This window comes from Dactylosporangium sp. NPDC051087 (assembly GCF_055586325.1).
The window spans coordinates 602,357-619,299 of the sequence record NZ_JBVJIJ010000001.1 but is presented as its reverse complement, the minus strand read 5'-3'; the positions used below and the strand labels follow the sequence as shown (position 1 = coordinate 619,299).

General features: G+C 72.2%; 21 protein-coding genes. 11 read left to right on the top strand and 10 right to left on the bottom strand.

Going from position 1 to position 16,943, the window contains the following annotated elements; all coding sequences use genetic code 11:
• Window positions 1-6: 6 nt before the first annotated feature.
• The 3 genes from ACZ6TV_RS02900 to ACZ6TV_RS02890 all read right to left on the bottom strand — a co-directional run bounded on the left by ACZ6TV_RS02900 (window position 7) and on the right by ACZ6TV_RS02890 (window position 2,303).
• Window positions 7-1,044: a sensor histidine kinase gene (locus ACZ6TV_RS02900; RefSeq protein WP_465294647.1), complete on the bottom strand. Its 1,038-nt coding sequence runs from the start codon at window positions 1,042-1,044 to the stop codon at window positions 7-9.
• On the bottom strand, window positions 1,041-1,676 hold the full coding sequence (locus ACZ6TV_RS02895) for a response regulator (RefSeq protein WP_465294645.1): 636 nt from the start codon (window positions 1,674-1,676) through the stop codon (window positions 1,041-1,043). Before ACZ6TV_RS02895 ends, ACZ6TV_RS02900 begins: the two co-directional genes overlap by 4 nt.
• Window positions 1,677-1,781: 105 nt before the next feature.
• Window positions 1,782-2,303 (bottom strand): DM13 domain-containing protein, encoded by a 522-nt coding sequence (locus ACZ6TV_RS02890; RefSeq protein WP_465294643.1) that lies wholly within the window; start codon window positions 2,301-2,303, stop codon window positions 1,782-1,784.
• A 92-nt stretch (window positions 2,304-2,395) separates the two neighbouring features.
• Between ACZ6TV_RS02890 and ACZ6TV_RS02885 the strand changes: the two genes are divergently transcribed.
• The gene (locus ACZ6TV_RS02885; RefSeq protein WP_465294641.1) at window positions 2,396-2,692 is read left to right on the top strand and encodes a hypothetical protein; all 297 of its coding nucleotides are present in this window, start codon (window positions 2,396-2,398) and stop codon (window positions 2,690-2,692) included.
• A 125-nt stretch (window positions 2,693-2,817) separates the two neighbouring features.
• Window positions 2,818-3,594 carry a DUF899 domain-containing protein gene (locus tag ACZ6TV_RS02880; protein WP_465294639.1) on the top strand — a complete coding sequence of 259 codons (777 nt, stop codon included), beginning with the start codon at window positions 2,818-2,820 and terminating at the stop codon, window positions 3,592-3,594.
• Here the strand turns inward: ACZ6TV_RS02880 and ACZ6TV_RS02875 are convergent.
• Entirely contained in the window at window positions 3,573-3,950 is a 378-nt protein-coding gene (locus ACZ6TV_RS02875) for a winged helix-turn-helix transcriptional regulator (RefSeq protein ID WP_465294637.1), read from the bottom strand. The genes ACZ6TV_RS02880 and ACZ6TV_RS02875 overlap by 22 nt on opposite strands.
• 108 nt (window positions 3,951-4,058) lie before the next feature.
• Here ACZ6TV_RS02875 and ACZ6TV_RS02870 point away from each other — a divergent pair, with 108 nt between their 5' ends.
• Both ACZ6TV_RS02870 and ACZ6TV_RS02865 read left to right on the top strand, forming a co-directional pair.
• Window positions 4,059-4,424 (top strand): DoxX family protein, encoded by a 366-nt coding sequence (locus ACZ6TV_RS02870; RefSeq protein ID WP_465294635.1) that lies wholly within the window; start codon window positions 4,059-4,061, stop codon window positions 4,422-4,424.
• Between the two features lie 89 nt (window positions 4,425-4,513).
• Complete coding sequence (locus tag ACZ6TV_RS02865) at window positions 4,514-5,077, top strand: HdeD family acid-resistance protein (protein ID WP_465294633.1); 564 nt, start codon at window positions 4,514-4,516, stop codon at window positions 5,075-5,077.
• A gap of 68 nt (window positions 5,078-5,145) precedes the next feature.
• Here ACZ6TV_RS02865 and ACZ6TV_RS02860 read toward each other — a convergent pair whose 3' ends face one another.
• Window positions 5,146-5,535: a hypothetical protein gene (locus tag ACZ6TV_RS02860; protein ID WP_465294631.1), complete on the bottom strand. Its 390-nt coding sequence runs from the start codon at window positions 5,533-5,535 to the stop codon at window positions 5,146-5,148.
• Between the two features lie 74 nt (window positions 5,536-5,609).
• The gene (locus ACZ6TV_RS02855) at window positions 5,610-6,119 is read right to left on the bottom strand and encodes a hypothetical protein (RefSeq protein ID WP_465294629.1); all 510 of its coding nucleotides are present in this window, start codon (window positions 6,117-6,119) and stop codon (window positions 5,610-5,612) included.
• 148 nt (window positions 6,120-6,267) lie between these two features.
• Here ACZ6TV_RS02855 and ACZ6TV_RS02850 point away from each other — a divergent pair, with 148 nt between their 5' ends.
• Window positions 6,268-7,641 (top strand): VWA domain-containing protein, encoded by a 1,374-nt coding sequence (locus ACZ6TV_RS02850; RefSeq protein ID WP_465294627.1) that lies wholly within the window; start codon window positions 6,268-6,270, stop codon window positions 7,639-7,641.
• 16 nt (window positions 7,642-7,657) lie between these two features.
• Here the strand turns inward: ACZ6TV_RS02850 and ACZ6TV_RS02845 are convergent, their stop codons facing one another.
• Complete coding sequence (locus tag ACZ6TV_RS02845; RefSeq protein WP_465294625.1) at window positions 7,658-8,434, bottom strand: DeoR/GlpR family DNA-binding transcription regulator; 777 nt, start codon at window positions 8,432-8,434, stop codon at window positions 7,658-7,660.
• Window positions 8,435-8,523: 89 nt separating this feature from the next.
• On the opposite strand from ACZ6TV_RS02845, the gene ACZ6TV_RS02840 reads away from it, so the two are divergent.
• The 5 genes from ACZ6TV_RS02840 (at window position 8,524) to ACZ6TV_RS02820 (ending at window position 13,476) form a co-directional block, all read left to right on the top strand.
• Window positions 8,524-9,399, top strand: coding sequence for an SIS domain-containing protein (locus ACZ6TV_RS02840; RefSeq protein ID WP_465294623.1), 876 nt, complete (start codon window positions 8,524-8,526; stop codon window positions 9,397-9,399).
• An 8-nt stretch (window positions 9,400-9,407) separates the two neighbouring features.
• A complete protein-coding gene (locus ACZ6TV_RS02835) occupies window positions 9,408-10,256 on the top strand; it encodes a 1-phosphofructokinase family hexose kinase (RefSeq protein WP_465294621.1) in 849 nt (282 codons plus the stop codon).
• Window positions 10,237-11,070, top strand: a complete 834-nt coding sequence (locus tag ACZ6TV_RS02830) for a class II fructose-bisphosphate aldolase (RefSeq protein ID WP_465294619.1) — start codon at window positions 10,237-10,239, stop codon at window positions 11,068-11,070. Before ACZ6TV_RS02835 ends, ACZ6TV_RS02830 begins: the two co-directional genes overlap by 20 nt.
• Window positions 11,071-11,176: 106 nt before the next feature.
• A complete protein-coding gene (locus tag ACZ6TV_RS02825; protein ID WP_465294617.1) occupies window positions 11,177-12,634 on the top strand; it encodes a DUF1996 domain-containing protein in 1,458 nt (485 codons plus the stop codon).
• Window positions 12,635-12,789: 155 nt separating this feature from the next.
• Window positions 12,790-13,476, top strand: coding sequence for a hypothetical protein (locus ACZ6TV_RS02820; RefSeq protein ID WP_465294615.1), 687 nt, complete (start codon window positions 12,790-12,792; stop codon window positions 13,474-13,476).
• A 121-nt stretch (window positions 13,477-13,597) separates the two neighbouring features.
• Here ACZ6TV_RS02820 and ACZ6TV_RS02815 read toward each other — a convergent pair whose 3' ends face one another.
• Window positions 13,598-13,837 (bottom strand): hypothetical protein, encoded by a 240-nt coding sequence (locus tag ACZ6TV_RS02815; RefSeq protein ID WP_465294613.1) that lies wholly within the window; start codon window positions 13,835-13,837, stop codon window positions 13,598-13,600.
• A gap of 138 nt (window positions 13,838-13,975) precedes the next feature.
• Window positions 13,976-15,886, bottom strand: a complete 1,911-nt coding sequence (locus ACZ6TV_RS02810; protein ID WP_465294611.1) for a CHASE3 domain-containing protein — start codon at window positions 15,884-15,886, stop codon at window positions 13,976-13,978.
• A 41-nt stretch (window positions 15,887-15,927) separates the two neighbouring features.
• Between ACZ6TV_RS02810 and ACZ6TV_RS02805 the strand changes: the two genes are divergently transcribed.
• Window positions 15,928-16,587 carry a response regulator gene (locus ACZ6TV_RS02805; RefSeq protein WP_465294609.1) on the top strand — a complete coding sequence of 220 codons (660 nt, stop codon included), beginning with the start codon at window positions 15,928-15,930 and terminating at the stop codon, window positions 16,585-16,587.
• Here the strand turns inward: ACZ6TV_RS02805 and ACZ6TV_RS02800 are convergent.
• Entirely contained in the window at window positions 16,553-16,909 is a 357-nt protein-coding gene (locus ACZ6TV_RS02800; RefSeq protein WP_465294607.1) for a response regulator, read from the bottom strand. The genes ACZ6TV_RS02805 and ACZ6TV_RS02800 overlap by 35 nt on opposite strands.
• Window positions 16,910-16,943 lie beyond the last annotated feature (34 nt).

Here is a 16,943-nt window from a genome sequence, read left to right as displayed (position 1 = left end):
CACCCCTCAGGCGGCTGGCAGGTGGCAGGTCACCCGCCAGCCGCCGGCGTGCGGGCCGGCGTGCAGGTCACCGCCGAGCGCCCGGACGCGTTCGTCGAGGCCGGCGAGGCCGGTGCCGCCGCCGTCCCGGACCGGTCCCGGGTCGCTGCCGTCGTTGGTGACGACCAGCTCGACCGTCCCTTGCCGCGCGGTCACGGCCACCGTCACCGCGGTCGCGGCGGGGGCGTGCCGGCGGACGTTGGTCAGCGCCTCGATCACCACGTGATAGGCCGCCTTCGAGGCCTCGTCCGACATGTCCGGGAGCTCCGGCATGGACAGGCCGGCCGTGGCCGGACCGGTCGAGGAGAAGCGGCGCACCACGTCCGGCAGGTCCTGGACGCCGTGGATCCGCTGCGACACGGGGCCCCGCAGCGTGCTGACCATCCGGTCCATGGCGTCCAGCGCGCGCAGCCCCGCCGCCTCGATGTCCGGCAGCCCGGCCGCCTGCGCGGCGACCACGATCCCGGTCACCTCGTGCGCGACCAGGTCGTGCAGGTCCCTGGCGAGGTCCAGGCGGTGCGCCCGGCGGGCCCGCTCCTCCGCCAGCGCTCTGCGATGGTCGCCGAGCCGCAGGTACAGCCCGGCGCCGGCGGCGCAGACCGTGGCGAAGAACGCGGCGCCGACGAGCAGCACCGACGCCTCCAACCGGTCGCCGGGCACGTGCAGCGACATGCGCAGCGGCAACAGCGTCGCGGCCAGTCCCACCGCGACGGCGGCGGGCGCCGGCCCTCTGCGCGCGAGCGCGACCAGGAGGACCGTCAGCGCGGCGTACTCGAACGGCGCCCACACCGCGGGCGGCTCCGGCGGACCGCGGTAGACCACGTCCGCCAGGACGGAGACGGCGGCGACGGCCGTCGCGGGCCACGGCGTGCGGGCCAGGACCGCGACCGCGACGGCGGCGACCGCCGCGGCGCCGGGGACGATGCCGGGCGGGCCGGTCAACGGCAGCGCGCACAGCCACAGCAGCCCCACCAGCACGGCCGTGGTGACCTTCAGGGCGGTCACGCCACCGTGCCCGTGTCCCAGGCCCACACGGCGATGCCGACGCGGTTGCGGACGCCGAGCTTGCGCTGGATGGCCGCCACGTGGGTCTTCACCGTCCCGGCCGAGATGAACAGCTCCGCGCCGATCTCCGCGTTGGTCCGCCCGGCGCCGACGTGCGCGGCGACCTCCAGCTCCCGCTCGGTGAGCTGCTCGACCGGCGCCGGCCGGACCGGCCGGGGACCGGTGACGTGCCTGAGCAGCCGGACCGTGATCGACGGGCTGATCAGGCTGTCCCCCGCGTGCGCGGCGCGGACCGCCTCGGCCAGCAGCGCCGGCCCCGACCGTTTGAGCAGGAAGCCGGAGGCGCCGTCGCGCAGCGCCGGGTAGACGTATTCGTCCAGGTCGAACGTGGTCACGACGACGACCCGGGTCGGCCCGCCGGCCAGGTGCCGGGTGACGGTGAGCCCGTCCATGCGCGGCATCCGGATGTCGAGCAGCGCGACGTCCGGCGTGAGCTCCCTCGCCAGGCGCAGCGCCTCGACGCCGTCGGCGGCCTCGGCGACCACGTCCAGGTCGGGCTCGGCGCCGAGGATCCGGCGCAGCCCGTCGCGGACCATGGCCTGGTCGTCGGCGATGAGCACGCGGATCGTCACAGCGGCCAAGCTTAAGGCGTGTTTGGTCAGTGGGGTCGGAGCGAGGCGTGGTTCCAGGCGGCGTCTGGGCCCGCCGCAGCCCGGCATCCACTGACCAGACACGCCTCAAGCGAGCTGCGCCGCCCCGAACGACACGGCGAAGCGTTTGCACCAGATGGTCACGGACCGCAGGGCGGTGAGGTCGGCGGTCGCGGGGATCTCGTAGGTCTGGTTGCCTTTGTTGCCCTTGAGCTTGCCGAGCTCGACCCACGTGCCGTCGTCGAAGACCCGCCAGCCGGCCTTGCCGCCGACGACCGTCTGGTCGGTGAGCCACACCCGCAGATCGGGCCCGTCCGAGGTGTCCAGCCCTTCGATCTCCAGGTGGTGTACGCCGTCCGCCGCGCGCACGATGCTGGCCCTGCCCGACGTGGCGTGCTCGTGCGCGACGAACTCGCCGCTCCTGACCACCGTCGCGGTCGCCGCCGTCGCGGTCGCCGTCGCTGTCGTCGCCGGGGTCGCGGTCGCCGCCGGGGCCGTCAGCGGCTCGTTCACGGTGGTGTCGGTGAACAGGCGCCACGGCGCGAACCAGTACAGGCCGAACCCCAGCACGACGACGAGCGCTGCGGCCACGAGCGGCTTCCACCTCATGCCCCTGAGTCAACCGCCCGCCGCCCGCCCGTTTCCAGGGTCCGCCCGCTTACGGGGCCCTTACAGTTCGCCGTCGATGCGATGATCGACGCATGTCACCGCTTGCCCCGCTGCTGATGGTCGGTGTGACCGCGGTCATCGCGGTCCTGGTCATGCTGGCGATGCCCCGGGACGCGCCGCCGATCGAGCCCGACGACGACGGCACCGACGCCCGCGCCTGGCGGGGCCCCTTCTACGTCAACAAGGCCGACCCCCGCCTGATCGTCCCGGGCTCCCTCCTGCGCCACGGGACGTTCAACTTCGGTCACCGGCACGCGAAACCCCTCGTCGTGGCCGCCCTCGTCGCGGCCGCCGTCGTCCTGACCGTCCTCGCTCTCGCCACCGCCTGAGGCCACCCGCGCCGCCGCCGCACGGCCGTCACCACCAACGCAACCCAACGGTTGCTATTCGAAGCAGAATGTGCAACCGTTGGGTTGCGTTGATTCAGGTGGCAGTCACGGAAGGGAGCGGGATCATGGAGCACAAGGTCGGTTCGCGGGAGGAATGGCTCGCGGCGCGGATGGAGCTGCTCGAAGCGGAGAAGGAGCTCACCCGGCGCGGCGACGACGTCGCCCGGCAGCGGCAGGAGCTGCCGTGGGTCAGGGTCGACAAGGAGTACCGCTTCGACACCGACGACGGGCCGGCCGGTCTCGCCGACCTGTTCCGCGGCAACTCGCAGCTGCTCGTCTACCACTTCATGTTCGGGCCCGACTACACCGCCGGCTGCCCGTCGTGCTCGTCGATCGCGGACGGGTTCAACGGGTCCGTCGTCCATCTGGCGAACCACGACGTCACGCTGCACGCGGTGTCGCAGGCCCCGCTGCCGAAGCTGCAGGCGTACAAGCGGCGCATGGGCTGGACGTTTCCCTGGGCGTCGTCGGCCGGCAGCGACTTCAACTACGACTTCCGCGTGACGCACTCCGCGCAGGAGTGGCGGACCGGCAGTGTCGAGTACAACTACCGGCAGCTGGACGTCCGCCCGCTCTCGGCCCCCGACCTGCGCGCCGACCTGGTCGAGCTCGCCGCCGGGACGGGCACCGACTTCTCCACGTACCGCCAGCAGGGCCCCGGCGTCAGCGCGTTCGCCCTCGACGAGGACGGCGCCGTTTACCACACGTACTCCAGCTACGAGCGCGGCGTCGACGCCGTCTGGGGCATGTACCCGTGGCTCGACCGCGCGCCCCTGGGCCGCAACGAGACCGGCATCTGGTGGCGCCGCAAGGACGAGTATCAGGTGGCGCGGGACTCGTAGGCGGCCCGGCTGGCCTCGATGTGCGGGACGTGCTCGATGGCCCAGCCGGCGAGGGCGAGGGCCGGTGGGATCAGGCTCTTGCCGGTGGCGGTCAGCGTGTACTCGACGCGCGGCGGGACCTCGGCGTAAACGGTCCTCGCGACCAGGCCGTCACGCTCCAGGTGGCGCAGGGTGAGGGTGAGCATCCGCTGGGAGATGCCGGGGATCTGGTGCTGCAGGTCGGTGAAGCGGAGCGTGCCCTGGTCCAGGGTCGCCACGATCAGCAGGGTCCACTTGTTGCAGATCTGGTCGAGGATCGCGCGGAGCGTGGCGCCGCCGTCACCCCGGATCATGCAGGTGTGCTCGTACTGCGACATGACCGTCCCTTGTGCGTCACGCACACTCGTGTGCCTTTTGTAAGCCCTCCAATAGTGACGCATCATGTGGCCAGTTACGACTGGTAACCGTCCTGGTGAGGGGTACACATGGAGATCGCGTACTGGATCGTCGGCGGGCTGCTCGCGGTGTTCTACCTGTACGCCGGGGGCAAGAAGGTGGCGCAGAGCCAGGAGCGGTTGCGGCCGATGATGGGCTGGGTCGACCGGATCCCGATGCCGGTGGTCAGGACGATCGGGGTGCTGGAGGTGCTGGGCGCGGCCGGGCTGATCCTGCCGCCGCTGACCGGGATCGCGCCGTGGCTCGCGGTCGCCGCGGCGGCCGGGCTGGTGCTGATCCAGGTCGGTGGCATCGTGGTGCACCTGACGCGCGGCGAGGCCCGGCTGATCGGGCTCAACATCGGGCTGCTCGTGACCGCCGCCGTGACCGTCTGGCTCGGCACCACCTGGCTCTGACCACCCCGGACACCCACCACCCTCCGCGGGCGATGCCACACCCGCCCAGGAAGGTGAACTGTGGGGTGGAAGCGAGGTGAGGAGGAACCATGACGACGTTCCCCGCGGTGCACAAGTCGTCGGAATCGGCGGTCGTACCGTTCCGGCAGACGCTGATCCTGGGTGTGGTCACGGCACTGTTCGGCATTGTGGTGCTCGCCTGGCCGGGCGAGACACTGAAGGTCCTCGGCGCACTGGTCGGCCTGTGGCTGATCGTGGCCGGCGTGATGCGGCTCGCGGCGGCGCTCACCGATCATGAGGCGCTGGGCCGGCGCATGCTGACCGGCGTGGTCGGCGCCGTGATGGTGGTGGCGGGCATAGCGTGCCTGCGCGACGTCGCCGACGGGGTGGTGGTGCTCGCGCTGATCGTCGGGCTGGCCTGGCTGATGGTCGGCGTGTCGGAGATCGGCATCGGGCTGATGACGCACGGCCGGACCCGGACGTGGCTGACGGCGATGGGTGTCACGTCGCTGGTCGTCGGGCTGGTGTTCGTGGTGTGGCCGAGCGTGTCGCTCACCGCGATGATCCTGCTGACCGGCATCACCGCCCTGGTGATCGGCTGCGTGGAGATCGCGTTCGCCTTCATCATGCGCCGCGAGGCGCACGCGTCCTGAGTTGCCGCGAGGCGGCCGCTCTCTCCGCAGGCGAGGAGAGCGGCCGCCTCAGTCGGGCGGGAACCCGCTTACTTCGGTTCCGACTTGCGGGCGTGGGACCGGCCCGACGCCGCTTTCGCGGGCCTCCGCGCGGCGACCGGCGTCGCGTCGTCCGCGCCGTCCAGGACCTTCATGATCCTGGGCGCCAGCACCTCGGCGAGTGCCGGTGCGAGCGCGTCGGCCAGGACACCGGCGAGCGCCTCGGCGATCAGCATCCGCTCCAGGGTGGAGCCGCCCGTGTCGGTCCGGGACATGCTGGCCCGGACACCCTCGAGCATGCTCCCGGGCCGCGCCGTCCGCGCCGTCCTCGCGGTGCCCTGGTCGGCGCTGTCGAGGATCTCCAGGATCAGCTCGTCGATCAGCGCCTCGACCTGATGCGGTTGGTCGGGATCGTGTGGTGTCGATGATTCAGCCGCCACGATGGGTGCCTCCCTCGGATGGACGAATGTCCCGCCCTCCGGCTGGTACGCCGGAGGACGGGAACACTGCACGGTCAGTTGCGGGACATGAGCGCCGCAAGCAGCAGCGGGTGCTCGACGATGTTCTTGCCCCGCCGCTTGCGTGACGCGAGGGCCATGAGCAGGAGCGGGTTGTCCATGATGCCGCCGCTCTCACCCTCGTCCTCCCGCCGGCGCCGGGCGAGCGCGGCGAGCAGGAGCGGGTGCTCGATGATGCTGCCCTCACCCTCGTCCTCCCGGCGACGCCGGGCGAGCGCGGCAAGCAGGAGCGGGTGCTCGATCATGCTGCCCTCACCCTCGTCCTCCCGGCGACGCCGAGCGAGCGCGGCAAGCAGGAGCGGGTGCTCGATCATGCTGGTCTCGCTGTCGTCGTCGCGGCGGCGCCGGGCGAGCGCGGCGATCAGCAGCGGGTGTTCGAAGATCGCGTCGCCGCGCTCCTCACGGCGGGACATCAGCGCCGCCAGCAGCAGCGGATGCAGCGAACCCTCGTCCCCTTCGCGCTCGCCGGACTCGGTGCGGCCACGTTCGGCGGTGGTACTGGTCATGGGCACTCCCTGATCAGCGGGTCCTCTTCTCGCGGCCGGGTCACCGGCGCGCGCTTACGTGTCCACCATCCGGTCACATAGCGCCACCACACCCCACCCGACCGGCATGAACGTCCGGACCTGGACCGGCTGTGGTCCAATCGTCGGCGTGACCGATGCGATCCTGGCCCGAGGGCAGAACACCGCGTTGCCGGCGGCGGCGTCGTACACCGTCGAGGTCAGCCACGCGGCCGGACCCGAGGTGGACCTGGTGGCGTTCCTGCTGGACGAGTCCGGCCGCGCGCCCGGCGACGAGGCCATGGTCTTCTACAACCAGCCCGCCGGCGCCGGCGCGCGCTGGCTGCCCCCCGAGACCACCGGCGGGGTCACCCGGCACCGGCTCGAGGTCACCCCGGGCGCCTGGTCCGGCGCGACGGCACGCGTCCGGATCGGCCTGACCGTCGCGGCCGGCACGTTCGCCGCGGTGCCGGGGCTGCGCGCCGCCCTGCACGGTCCGGGTGGCGAGCTGTACACCCTGGACCTCGGCAGGCCCGACGTGCAGGACGCCCTCATCGTCGGCGACGTCTACCGCCACCGCGACGCGATCAAGGTCCGCTGCGTCGGCGACGGGTTCACCGACGGCCTGCGCGGCCTCGTCACCGACGCGGGTCTGGCCGTCGACGACGCCCCGCCGGCGCCGGCAACGCCCGCACCGGCCTTCGCCCCACCCGCGCCACCCGCACCTGCGTTCGCCCCGCCCGCGTCCGCGGCACCCGCACCGGCGTTCGCCCCGCCGGCGTCCGCGCCCGCGCCCGCGTCGGCCGCTGTCGCCCTCACGAAGGCGAAGCAGATCAGCCTGGCCAAGCCGGCACCCGGCGCTTCGAGCGTCGACCTGCGCAAATACGCCGTCGCGGTGTCGCTCGTGAAGAGCGGCCTGGACGGACGCACGTTCCGCGTCGTGCTGGCCATCGACTGCAGCGGATCGACGAAGAAACTCTTCCGCAGCGGCGTCATGCAACGCTCCCTGGAGCGCATGGTCGCCATCGCCGACCTTCTCGACGACAACGGCGAGATGGAGGTCTGGTTCTTCGGCGACTTCCCGGTCCGCTCCGCCCCGGTCAGCGTCGCCACCGCCCCCGCCTACCTGGACCGCCAGGCCGGCGACAAGAAACGCGCCGAGGGCGGCAACTTCGAGCCCCGCGTCATGAAGGAGATCCTCGACTGGACGGCCGCCGAGCCGTCCCCGCACCCGACCCTGGTGCTGTTCTGGTCCGACGGCGGCGTCCACGCGGAGAAACAGATCACCGAGCTGCTGATCCGTTCGAGCAACCGGCCCGTGTACTGGATGTTCCTCGGCCTCGGCGTCGCCGACTACGGCATCCTCGACCGCCTCGACAACGTCCGCGGCGGCATGGTCGACAACGCCGGTTTCTTCCCGATCGACGACATCGACATGCTGTCCGACGAGCACCTGTACGGCCACATCTTCGAGAGCTTCGTCAGCCGCTGGTACGCGGCGGCGACCACCGCCGGCATTCTCTGACGGTCGGCGGCGCGGGTCAGGCGATGACGACCTGGACGCCGGTGGCCCGGACGGCGGCGAGGGCGGCCTCGTCGGCGGACGGGTCGGTGATCAGGGTGGCGGCCTCGGTGAGCGGGGCGATCGTCGCCAGGCAGTCGCGGCCGATCTTCGAGCCGTCGGCCACGACGATGACGCGGGCGGCGCGGCGCAGCATGGTGGCGTTGGTGTGCGCCTCGATGTCGTCGTGGGTGGTGAGGCCGCCGCTCGCCGTGATCCCGTCGACGCCGATGACGGCCACCTGCAGGTGCAGGCCGTTGAGGGTACGGTCCGCGATCGGCCCGACGAGCTCGTAGGACTGGGTACGGGTGACGCCGCCGGTCATGATGAGTTTCAGGCGTGGGCGGAGGGCGAGCTCGGCGGCGATGTTGACCGCGTTGGTCACGACGGTCAGGTCCACGCGGGCGGTGAGGAGCCTGGCCAGCAGGTGGGTGGTCGTGCCGCCGGTGAGGCCCAGCGTCAGCGGGCCGTGGGGCAGCAGGTCAAAGGCGCGCTGCGCGATGCGGGCCTTCGCCTCGCGGTGCTGGCCGGTGCGGTAGCGGACCGGCAGCTCGGTGAGCCCGGCCGACGGGGACGCGGCGACCGCGCCGCCGTGCGTGCGGGCGAGGAGCTTCTGGTCCTCGAGGGTCTGCAGGTCGCGGCGGATCGTGGCGGTCGACACGCCGAACTCGGAGGCCAGCGCGCCGGCGTCGATCGAGCCGCTGCCCGAGACCCGGGTCAGGATCGCCGAGACGCGATCGGCACGGCGGCGGCTCATCGATCAGCCAAGCAAAACGTGCAGTTCAGAATGTCCACTTGAGCAAGATAGCTTGAGAAGCGAACGAGATTCGCGCAACCCTGGTGGGCATGACGGACACCGCGAGGGAGATCGCCAGCCAGCCCGAGACGTGGGCGAAGGCACTGACCGTGGACGGCAGCGCGCTGGCCGCACGAGGCGAGCGCGTGCTGGTGCTGGGCTGCGGCACGTCGTGGTTCATGGCACAGAGCCTGGCCGAGCTGCGCGAATCCAACGGCTTCGGGGAGACCGACGCCGTCTGCGCCTCCGAGTTCGTGCCGCGCCGCCGGTACGACCGGGTCATCGCCCTCACGAGGTCGGGCACCTCGACCGAGGTGCTCGACGCGCTCAGGAAGCTGCCGGCGGGCATCCGTCGCGTGGCGGTGACGGCCGTGGCCGGGGAGCCGGTCGACGACCTGGTCGACGAGCGCATCCTGCTGGACTTCGCCGACGAGCGCAGCGTCGTGCAGACCAGGTTCCCGACCACGCTGCTGACGGTGGCGCGCAACGCCTACGGGGAGGACCTGTCCCATCTCGTCGCCGACGGCGAGGCGGTGCTCGGCGTCGACCTCCCGGCGGACGTGGGCGCCGTCGAGCATCTGGTGTTCCTCGGCACCGGCTGGACCGTCGGGCTGGCGCACGAGGCGGCGCTCAAGGTCCGCGAGGCGGCGCAGGCCTGGTCGGAGTCGTACCCGGCGATGGACTACCGGCACGGACCGGTCGCCGTCGCCGGGACGAAGAGCCTGGTGTGGGCGTTCGGCGCGGTGCCCGGGTCGCTCGACGACACGATCCGCGGCGCCGGCGCGGAGCCCGTCCGCAACGGCTTCGACCCGCTCGCCCAGCTCGTGCTGGCGCAGCGGTTCGCGGTCGCGCTCGCGGAACACAAGGGCCTCGACCCGGACCGGCCCAGGCTGCTGACCCGGTCCGTGATCCTGAGCCAACCATGATCGTCACGGTGACGCTGAACCCCGCGCTGGACGTCACGTACGCGGTCGACCTGCTCGTGCCGCACGCCACGCACCGCGTCGCGGACGTCAGGGAGCGGGCCGGGGGCAAGGGGCTCAACGTCGCCGGGGTGCTGCGCGCGCTGGGCGAGCCGGTGCTCGCGACCGGGCTGCTCGGCGGCGCGACGGGCGCGGTCGTCGAGGCGAGGACCGCGGTCCCGCACAGCTTCGTCGCCATCGGCGGCGAGACGCGGCGGACCGTGACCGTCGTCGACCGGCACGACGCGACCGGGCTGTGGGAGCCGGGACCAGTCGTCACCGGCGAGGAGTGGGCCGCGTTCCAGCGGCACTTCGCGGCGCTCGTCAAGGACGCGGCGGTGGTCGTGCTGTCCGGGTCGCTGCCGCAGGGTCTGCCGGCGGACGCGTACGCCGTGCTCGTCGCGCTCGCCGCGCGGTACGGCTGCCGCAGCGTCCTGGACACCAGCGGCGAGGCGCTCGGGCTGGGTGCCGAGGCCGGCCCGGACATCGTGAAGCCCAACGCGGACGAGCTGCGCTTCCTGCGCGGCGGCCCGGCGGCCGTCGTCGAGTCGCACGGCCCGCGCGGGCTGATCGCGCGGACCGCGGGCGGGTCGTGGCGGGCGGCCCCGCCGGAGGTCGTGACCGGCAACCCGACCGGCGCCGGCGACGCGTGCGCGGCGGCCCTCGCCCGCGGCCTGCGCGACGGCACGCCGTGGCCGGAGCTGCTCGCGGACGCGGTCGCCCTGGCCGGCGCGGCGGTCGCCGCCCCGGTCGCCGGCGAGATCGACATCAACCACTACCGAGCGACGAAGGAACGGGTCCATGTTCAGCCCCACGGGTGAGATCGTCGAGGCCGCGCGCGGCGCGAACACCGGCGTCGGCGCGTTCAACGTCATCACCGTCGAGCACGCCGAGGCCATCGTCGCCGGGGCGGAGGCGGCGGGGTGCCCGGTGGTGCTGCAGATCAGCGAGAACGCGGTGAAGTTCCACGGCGGGCGGCTCGGGCCGATCGCGGCGGCGGCGCGGCGCGTGGCCGAGCTGTCGACGGTGCCGGTCGGGCTGCACCTGGACCATGTGGAGAGCGACGAGCTGTTCGACCAGGCCGCTTCGCACGGGTTCGGTTCGGCGATGTACGACGCGTCGAAGCTGCCGTTCGACGCGAACGTGTCGGCGACGCGGGCCGCGGTCCTGCGCGGGCACGCCGCCGGGATCTGGGTGGAGAGCGAGCTCGGCGAGGTCGGCGGCAAGGACGGCGCGCACGCTCCCGGCGTACGGACGGATCCGGCGGAAGCGGCGGCCTATGTCGCGGCGACCGGCGTCGACGCTCTCGCGGTCGCGGTCGGGTCGAGCCACGCGATGACGACCCGGACGGCGGCCCTCGACCACGCGCTGATCGCAGCGCTGAAGGGCGCGGTGCCGGTGCCGCTGGTGCTGCACGGGTCGTCCGGCGTGCCGGACGACGAGCTGCGGGCGGCGGTCCGCGGCGGCCTGGTGAAGATCAATATCGGGACGGCGCTGAACGTCGCGTTCACCGGCGCGGTCCGCTCCTCGTTGCAGGACGCCGCCGTCGTCGACCCGCGCAAGTATCTGAAGGCCGCGCGGACCGCGATGGCCGAGACGGTGACGCGCTCATTGCGGGTGGTGACCGAGCTTTAGGCCACGTTTACGTTCGACTTAGATCTCTCGAGACAGCTTGAGAGAGCGCTCTCCGGGTGTCTACGGTCGCGTTGCTTGTCCCAACCGACCTTGGACCGGAGGGCTCATGCCGACCCAGCGGCAGACCAGACGACGCACCCTTCTCGCACTTCTCGCCGTGCCGGTCGTCGGCGCGGTCGCCACGACCGTCATCGTCACCACCACCGCGGGCGCCGAGCAGACCGACACGGACGGCCTGATCCAGGCCGAGGCCTGGAGCGCGCAGAACGGCGCCAGGACCGAGAACACCGGCGACACCGGCGGCGGCAAGAACGTCGGATGGCTCGCCAACGGCGACTGGATGCGCTACGACAACGTCGACCTCGGCGGCCCCGGCTCCCTGACCGCCGGCGTCCGCGTCGCCGCGGCCAGCCGCGCGGGTGGCACGGTCGAGCTGCGGGCCGGCACGCAGACAGGTGAGCTCCTGGCCAGCTACCCGGTGAACTACACCGGCGGCTGGCAGACGTGGACCACGAAGACCGTCGTCAGCCCGACGGCGCTGACCGGCAGGCAGACCGTCTTCCTCGTGCTCAAGAGCGACCAGGGCGGCGACTTCATCAACGTCAACTGGCTGCAGTTCAAGCGGACGCCGACGGCCACCGTCCCCGGCTCGCCCACCGCCTCCGCCACCGGGACCAAGGCTCCGACGAGCGCGCCTCCGCCGCCGCAGACCGGCTGGCCGACCGTCGACGCGGCGAAGCAGGCCGCGGACACCGCCGCGTTCTTCGCCCGCAAGCCGAAGCCGGTCACCAACAACCCGGTGAAGGTCCCCGAGTTCAACGCGCAGTGCACGGTGAGCCACCACAACAACGACGACCCGATCGTCTTCCCCGGCCTGACCGGCGCCGCGCACAACCACACGTTCTTCGGCAACAAGACCACCGACGCCGCCTCGACCACCGAGAGCCTCCTGGCGGGCAACACGACCTGCAACCCGACCGGTGACCACTCCGCCTACTGGATTCCCACCCTGTACCAGAACGGCAAGGTCGTCGACCCGAAGGGCGCCGTCACCATCTACTACGGGTCGCGGCTGAAGGACCCGAGCAAGACCCAGCCGTTCCCGCTCGGTCTGCGGATGATCGCCGGCGACGCGAAGACCCAGACGGACACGCCCGACAAGCAGGGCAACCACTTCTGGTGCGCGGGCATCGGCGGCTCGACCGGCCGCACCCCGGACGGCGAGTACCCGGTCTGCGCCCCGACGGCCGAGCTGGTCCGGCAGATCACGTTCCCCGACTGCTGGGACGGCGTGCACCTGGACAGCCCGAACCACAAGGACCACATGGCCAACGGCGACTACACCGGCGCCTGCCCGAAGTCGCACCCGGTGCCGATCCCGTCGGTGTCGTTCGTCATCGCGTACCCGCTGAACACCAACACGACCGGGATCACGCTCTCCTCCGGCAACGGCTACTCGATGCACGCGGACTTCTTCAACGCGTGGGAGCCCGAGGAGCTGGCCCGGCGCGTCCGGGACTGCCTCGACCAGGGGTACAAGTGCAACTCGGCGGGCAACTTCTGACCCTGCCGGCTTTCTTGGACAGGCCACCCGCCGCCACGGGTGGCCTGTCCGCTTTTCACAGCTCGCTGCCAAGTTCGGCGGACGTTGCTCGCAGGGACGGCCGCGAGAGTTGCTCCCAACGGCCCACCGGGCCGACCGACCTCGGGAGCGACAGCATGAGCAGCACCGATCAGACCACCCCTGGCTGGGCCGCCCCTGAGGCCGCCCCGGTCAACGGCACCCCCGTGCCGCACCTGACCGAGCCGAGCCACGCCTCCCCCGAGCCGCTCGCCCCGACCACCACGCCGGCGCCGCAGGCCAAGTCGTCACGCTTCAGGACCGCCGTCGTGGGGGTGGTCGCGGCGCTGGTGATCGGTGGCGGCGGGTTCGCCGTCATCCGCGCGTCCAGTGACGGCGGCGCGTCCACCAGCCAGCAGACCGGCGTCCAGGGTGCGCAGGGCGCCCAGGGCGGTCAGGGTGGCGGCGGTCAGGGGGCTCCCGGGGACATGGGCGGTGCCGGCGGGCGCATGGGCCGCGGCGCTTCCGGCCTCTCCGGGCTGATGTACGGCGACTTCGTGGCCTCCGACAACAACGGCGGCTACGTCACGCGGCGCCTGCAGACGGGGACCGTGACGGCGGTCAGCGCCTCGTCGATCACCGCGAAGAGCGCCGACGGCCACGCCACCACGTTCGCGGTCACGTCCTCGACGACGGTGAGCGGCGGCGCGATCGCCGACGTGCAGGTCGGCGACACGGTGACCGTCGTCGGCACGCTCAGCGGCGACACCGCGACCGCGACCACGATCACCGGCCAGGCGCCGGCCCAGGGCGGGCAGCAGGGTCAGCCGCCAGCCGGGAACTGAGACCCCCGGTCGCATCCGGTGGCGGCGATCACGAACACGGCGGCGTCGGGGGTGGCGACAGTTCGCCTCGACCGGCCACCGGCTCGGAGCAGGTGCTGGTACTGGTGCTGGTACTGGCAGGCTAGACGGAGGCCAGGGCGCGGGAGCACAGTGTGCGCGCCCACTGGATGCGGTCCAGCGCCACCTCGGGGCGGTCGCCGAAGACCTCGGCGGCGCGGGCGTAGCACTCGTCCGGGCCGAGCTGGTCAAGGGTCTTGTCGACGGTGACGCGGACCGTGGCGTCGTCCAGATCGGCGTGGTTGGGGGTGTCGGAGACGAACAGGGCCATGCACAGGACCGGGTCGACCAGGCAGGTCGTCATGGTGGCTCACCTCTCACAGAGGTCCGGGGGTGTCCTGTCCACCGTCGCTCGGGTGAGGGGGCGGAGCATCTGGGCCAGCATCCGTCTGGCCCTGCGGGTTTCCCGACCCGGACATACCGGCTGGCTGCCACCGGGTTCTCAACCGGCATCACCCTCATCGAGTGCGTTCACCAGCGGAATCTTGACCTCCAGCGTGGTGCCCCGGCCGTGCCGGCTGGCGATGTGCATCGTGCCGCCGAGGGCGGCGACCCGGTCGCCGAGGCCGATCAGTCCGGTGCCGGTGTGCGGATCGGCGCCGCCGACACCGTCGTCCTCGATGGAGAGATCGAGAAACCCGTCGACGATCGAGGCGCGGACGCAGATCAGCGTCGCGTTGGCGTGCCGGATCGCGTTCGTGAGCGCCTCGGCGACGACGTAGTAGGCCCCGATCTCGATCTTCGTGTCGAGGCGGGCGGGCAGGTTGAGGCGGACCTCCACCGGTACCGGCGACCTGCGGCCGAGCGACTTGATGGCGGGCACCAGGCCGCCCTCGGACAGGATCGAGGGGTGGATGCCGCGGGCGAGCTCGCGCAGCTCTTCGATGGCCTCGGAGAGGTCGGTGCCGATCCCCCGCAGCCGCGGCCGCAGCCCGCCCTCGACCTGGGTCTCGGTCTCCCGCAGCTGCAGCAGCAGCGCGATCAGCCGCTGCTGGGTGCCGTCGTGCAGGTCGCGTTCGATCCGGCGGCGGCTCTCGTCGGTCGCGGCGACGACCCTGGCCCGTGACGCGGTCAGGTCGGCGCGGGCCTGCGAGTTGGCGATCGCGCTGGCGACCAGGTCGGTGAACTCGGCGGCCCGGGCGGCGTCGTGCTGCAGCAGCGGCCGGGCGCAGGTCGACAGGGCCTTCAGCACCCCCCAGGTGCGGCCGGCGACGAGGATGGGCGCGCCGATCGCGGAGCGGATCGAGACGTCGCCGAACTCCCGGGCCAGGAAGCCCGCGCTCTGCGGGCCCTCCAGCCGGACCGGCTTGCCGGAGCGCAGGACCCGGCTGCTGACCCCTTCGTGCTGCAGCTTGACCCGGCCCAGCGCGATGCGGTGCGCGGCGTCCTCGCACCAGCTGGCCACGACGGTGGCGCCGCCGTCGGGCTCGAAGCGCAGCAGGGCGGTGGCGTCGGCGCCGAAGAGCTTGCCGGCCTCCTCCGTGACGGCGCCGAACACCGACTCGGCCGGCTTGCCCTTGGCGGCGACGGTCGCCACCCGGCGCAGCGCCGCCTGCTCGGCGGCGACCGCGCTGAGCGTGGCGCGGCTGCGTTGCAGGGCGCCGACCATCGAGTTGAACGTGCGCTGCATGCTGCCGATCTCCACCGGCGCGTCAGGGACGACGCGGACGCTCAGATCGCCGCGGGCGACCTCGGCGGCGGCGGACACCAGCCGATGCAGCGGCCGGACCACCATCACGGCGAGGGAGCGGGTCAAAATGGCGACGGCCAGCAGCGACGTGACGAAGCCGGCGATCCCGGCGACGAGGGCACGCTGGCCGGCGAGCATCGCCTCGTGCCGGCCGCGATCCACGATGTGCCGCTGCTCGTTGGCGAAGTCGTCGAACTGCGCGCGCAGCCCGGAGATCTTCCGCTGCCCGTCGAGGATCGAGGCGGCGTTGATGTTCTTCGGCACGGCGCCCTCCTCCATGGCGATGGACGGGTCGGCGTAGTCGTCGAGGTAGGCCGTGACCTCGACGTTGAGCGCGGCGACCCGTTCCGCCTGCGCCCGGTCGCCGGCCACCGCCGAGGCCAGCTCCTCCTGCTGTTCGGGGACCTGCTCCTGCGCCGCTTTCCAGGGCACCAGCAGCGCCGGGTCGCGGGTGAGCGCGAAGCCGCGCCGGCCCGCCTCCACGTCCAGCAGGAGCCGTTCGAGGGTGGTCGCCGCCGACACCGCGCGCTCGGCCCTGGTGACCGTGAGCACGGCGGACCGCAGCTGGTAGACCGACAGCAGGATCGCCGCGAACGCCGTGCTGATCAGAAGCGTGAAGAGCGCACAGGTCACCCCGAGCCGGAGCGTCAACCCCCCATGCATGAGGGTGTCCTACCCCCTGAAGCGGGGATATGTTGGATTTGATGACATCTGTGGTGATCGCCGATGATGACGTACTGCTGCGGGAGGGCCTCGCCAGCCTGCTGGACCGTCACGGGTATTCCGTGGCCGGCATCGCCGACGACGGGACACACCTGTTGCGGCTGGTCGAGGAGGTCAAGCCCGACCTGGCGGTCGTCGACATCCGCATGCCGCCGACCCACACCAACGAGGGCCTGGCCGCGGCGAGGGAGATCAGGGCCAGGTTCCCGTCGGTGGCGATCCTCGTGCTGTCGGCGTTCGTCGAGGTGGAGCACGCGATCGAGCTGCTGGCCAGCGGCGAGCGGATCGGCTATCTGCTCAAGACCCGGATCACCGACGTCGAGGAGTTCCTGGAGACGCTGCAGCGGGTGCAGGACGGCGGGACGGTGGTCGACCCGGCGGTGGTGCAGGAGCTCGTCGCGGCGCACCGGCGGCGGGATCCGCTCGACGTGCTGAGCCCGCGCGAGCGGGAGGTCCTCGCCCTGATGGCGGAGGGCAGGTCCAACGCGGGTGTGGCCAAGCAACTGTGGGTCACCGAAGGCACGGTCGAGAAGCACGTCAGGTCGATCCTGACGAAGCTCGACCTGCCCGAGACCGACGAGACGCACCGGCGGGTCCTGGCCGTCCTCACGTTCCTCGAATCCGCGTCATCAGGCACGTGATCGCGGACGCCGACAGGTGCTCCTTCGGCAGGAAGCCGATCGCCCTGCTGTCGGCGATCAGGTCCGCGACCTCCTCGGCGGCGAACGCCGACACCATGATGACGGGAGCGGTCTCGATCCGCGCCGCGAGATCGAAACCGCTCTCCTCACCGAGGCCGACGTCCACCAGGACGACGTCCGGGTTGGACGCATGGATGACCCGTAGCGCCTCCTGGCTGTCAGCCGCGTCCGCGACGACCGAGATGCCCTGCGCGGTCAGCAAACGCCTGGCACCTGCCCGGAAGCGCTCCGAGTCGTCGACGATGACGCAGCGGATCGTCATACCTTGAACGGTGCCAGGCGAAGCGCCGACCGAC

Excerpts from the sequence above, each read along its gene's own strand:
- ACZ6TV_RS02885 (WP_465294641.1), top strand. The coding sequence starts at position 2,396 with ATGTCACCGCTTGCCCCGCTGCTGATGGTCGGTGTGACCGCGGTCATC.
- ACZ6TV_RS02825 (WP_465294617.1), top strand. The coding sequence starts at position 11,177 with ATGCCGACCCAGCGGCAGACCAGACGACGCACCCTTCTCGCACTTCTC.
- ACZ6TV_RS02820 (WP_465294615.1), top strand. The coding sequence starts at position 12,790 with ATGAGCAGCACCGATCAGACCACCCCTGGCTGGGCCGCCCCTGAGGCC.
- ACZ6TV_RS02805 (WP_465294609.1), top strand. The coding sequence starts at position 15,928 with ATGACATCTGTGGTGATCGCCGATGATGACGTACTGCTGCGGGAGGGC.
- ACZ6TV_RS02840 (WP_465294623.1), top strand. The coding sequence starts at position 8,524 with ATGACGGACACCGCGAGGGAGATCGCCAGCCAGCCCGAGACGTGGGCG.
- ACZ6TV_RS02880 (WP_465294639.1), top strand. The coding sequence starts at position 2,818 with ATGGAGCACAAGGTCGGTTCGCGGGAGGAATGGCTCGCGGCGCGGATG.
- ACZ6TV_RS02810 (WP_465294611.1), bottom strand. The coding sequence starts at position 15,886 with ATGCATGGGGGGTTGACGCTCCGGCTCGGGGTGACCTGTGCGCTCTTC.
- ACZ6TV_RS02815 (WP_465294613.1), bottom strand. The coding sequence starts at position 13,837 with ATGACGACCTGCCTGGTCGACCCGGTCCTGTGCATGGCCCTGTTCGTC.
- ACZ6TV_RS02855 (WP_465294629.1), bottom strand. The coding sequence starts at position 6,119 with ATGACCAGTACCACCGCCGAACGTGGCCGCACCGAGTCCGGCGAGCGC.
- ACZ6TV_RS02845 (WP_465294625.1), bottom strand. The coding sequence starts at position 8,434 with ATGAGCCGCCGCCGTGCCGATCGCGTCTCGGCGATCCTGACCCGGGTC.
- ACZ6TV_RS02875 (WP_465294637.1), bottom strand. The coding sequence starts at position 3,950 with ATGTCGCAGTACGAGCACACCTGCATGATCCGGGGTGACGGCGGCGCC.
- ACZ6TV_RS02865 (WP_465294633.1), top strand. The coding sequence starts at position 4,514 with ATGACGACGTTCCCCGCGGTGCACAAGTCGTCGGAATCGGCGGTCGTA.
- ACZ6TV_RS02830 (WP_465294619.1), top strand. The coding sequence starts at position 10,237 with ATGTTCAGCCCCACGGGTGAGATCGTCGAGGCCGCGCGCGGCGCGAAC.
- ACZ6TV_RS02870 (WP_465294635.1), top strand. The coding sequence starts at position 4,059 with ATGGAGATCGCGTACTGGATCGTCGGCGGGCTGCTCGCGGTGTTCTAC.
- ACZ6TV_RS02800 (WP_465294607.1), bottom strand. The coding sequence starts at position 16,909 with ATGACGATCCGCTGCGTCATCGTCGACGACTCGGAGCGCTTCCGGGCA.
- ACZ6TV_RS02890 (WP_465294643.1), bottom strand. The coding sequence starts at position 2,303 with ATGAGGTGGAAGCCGCTCGTGGCCGCAGCGCTCGTCGTCGTGCTGGGG.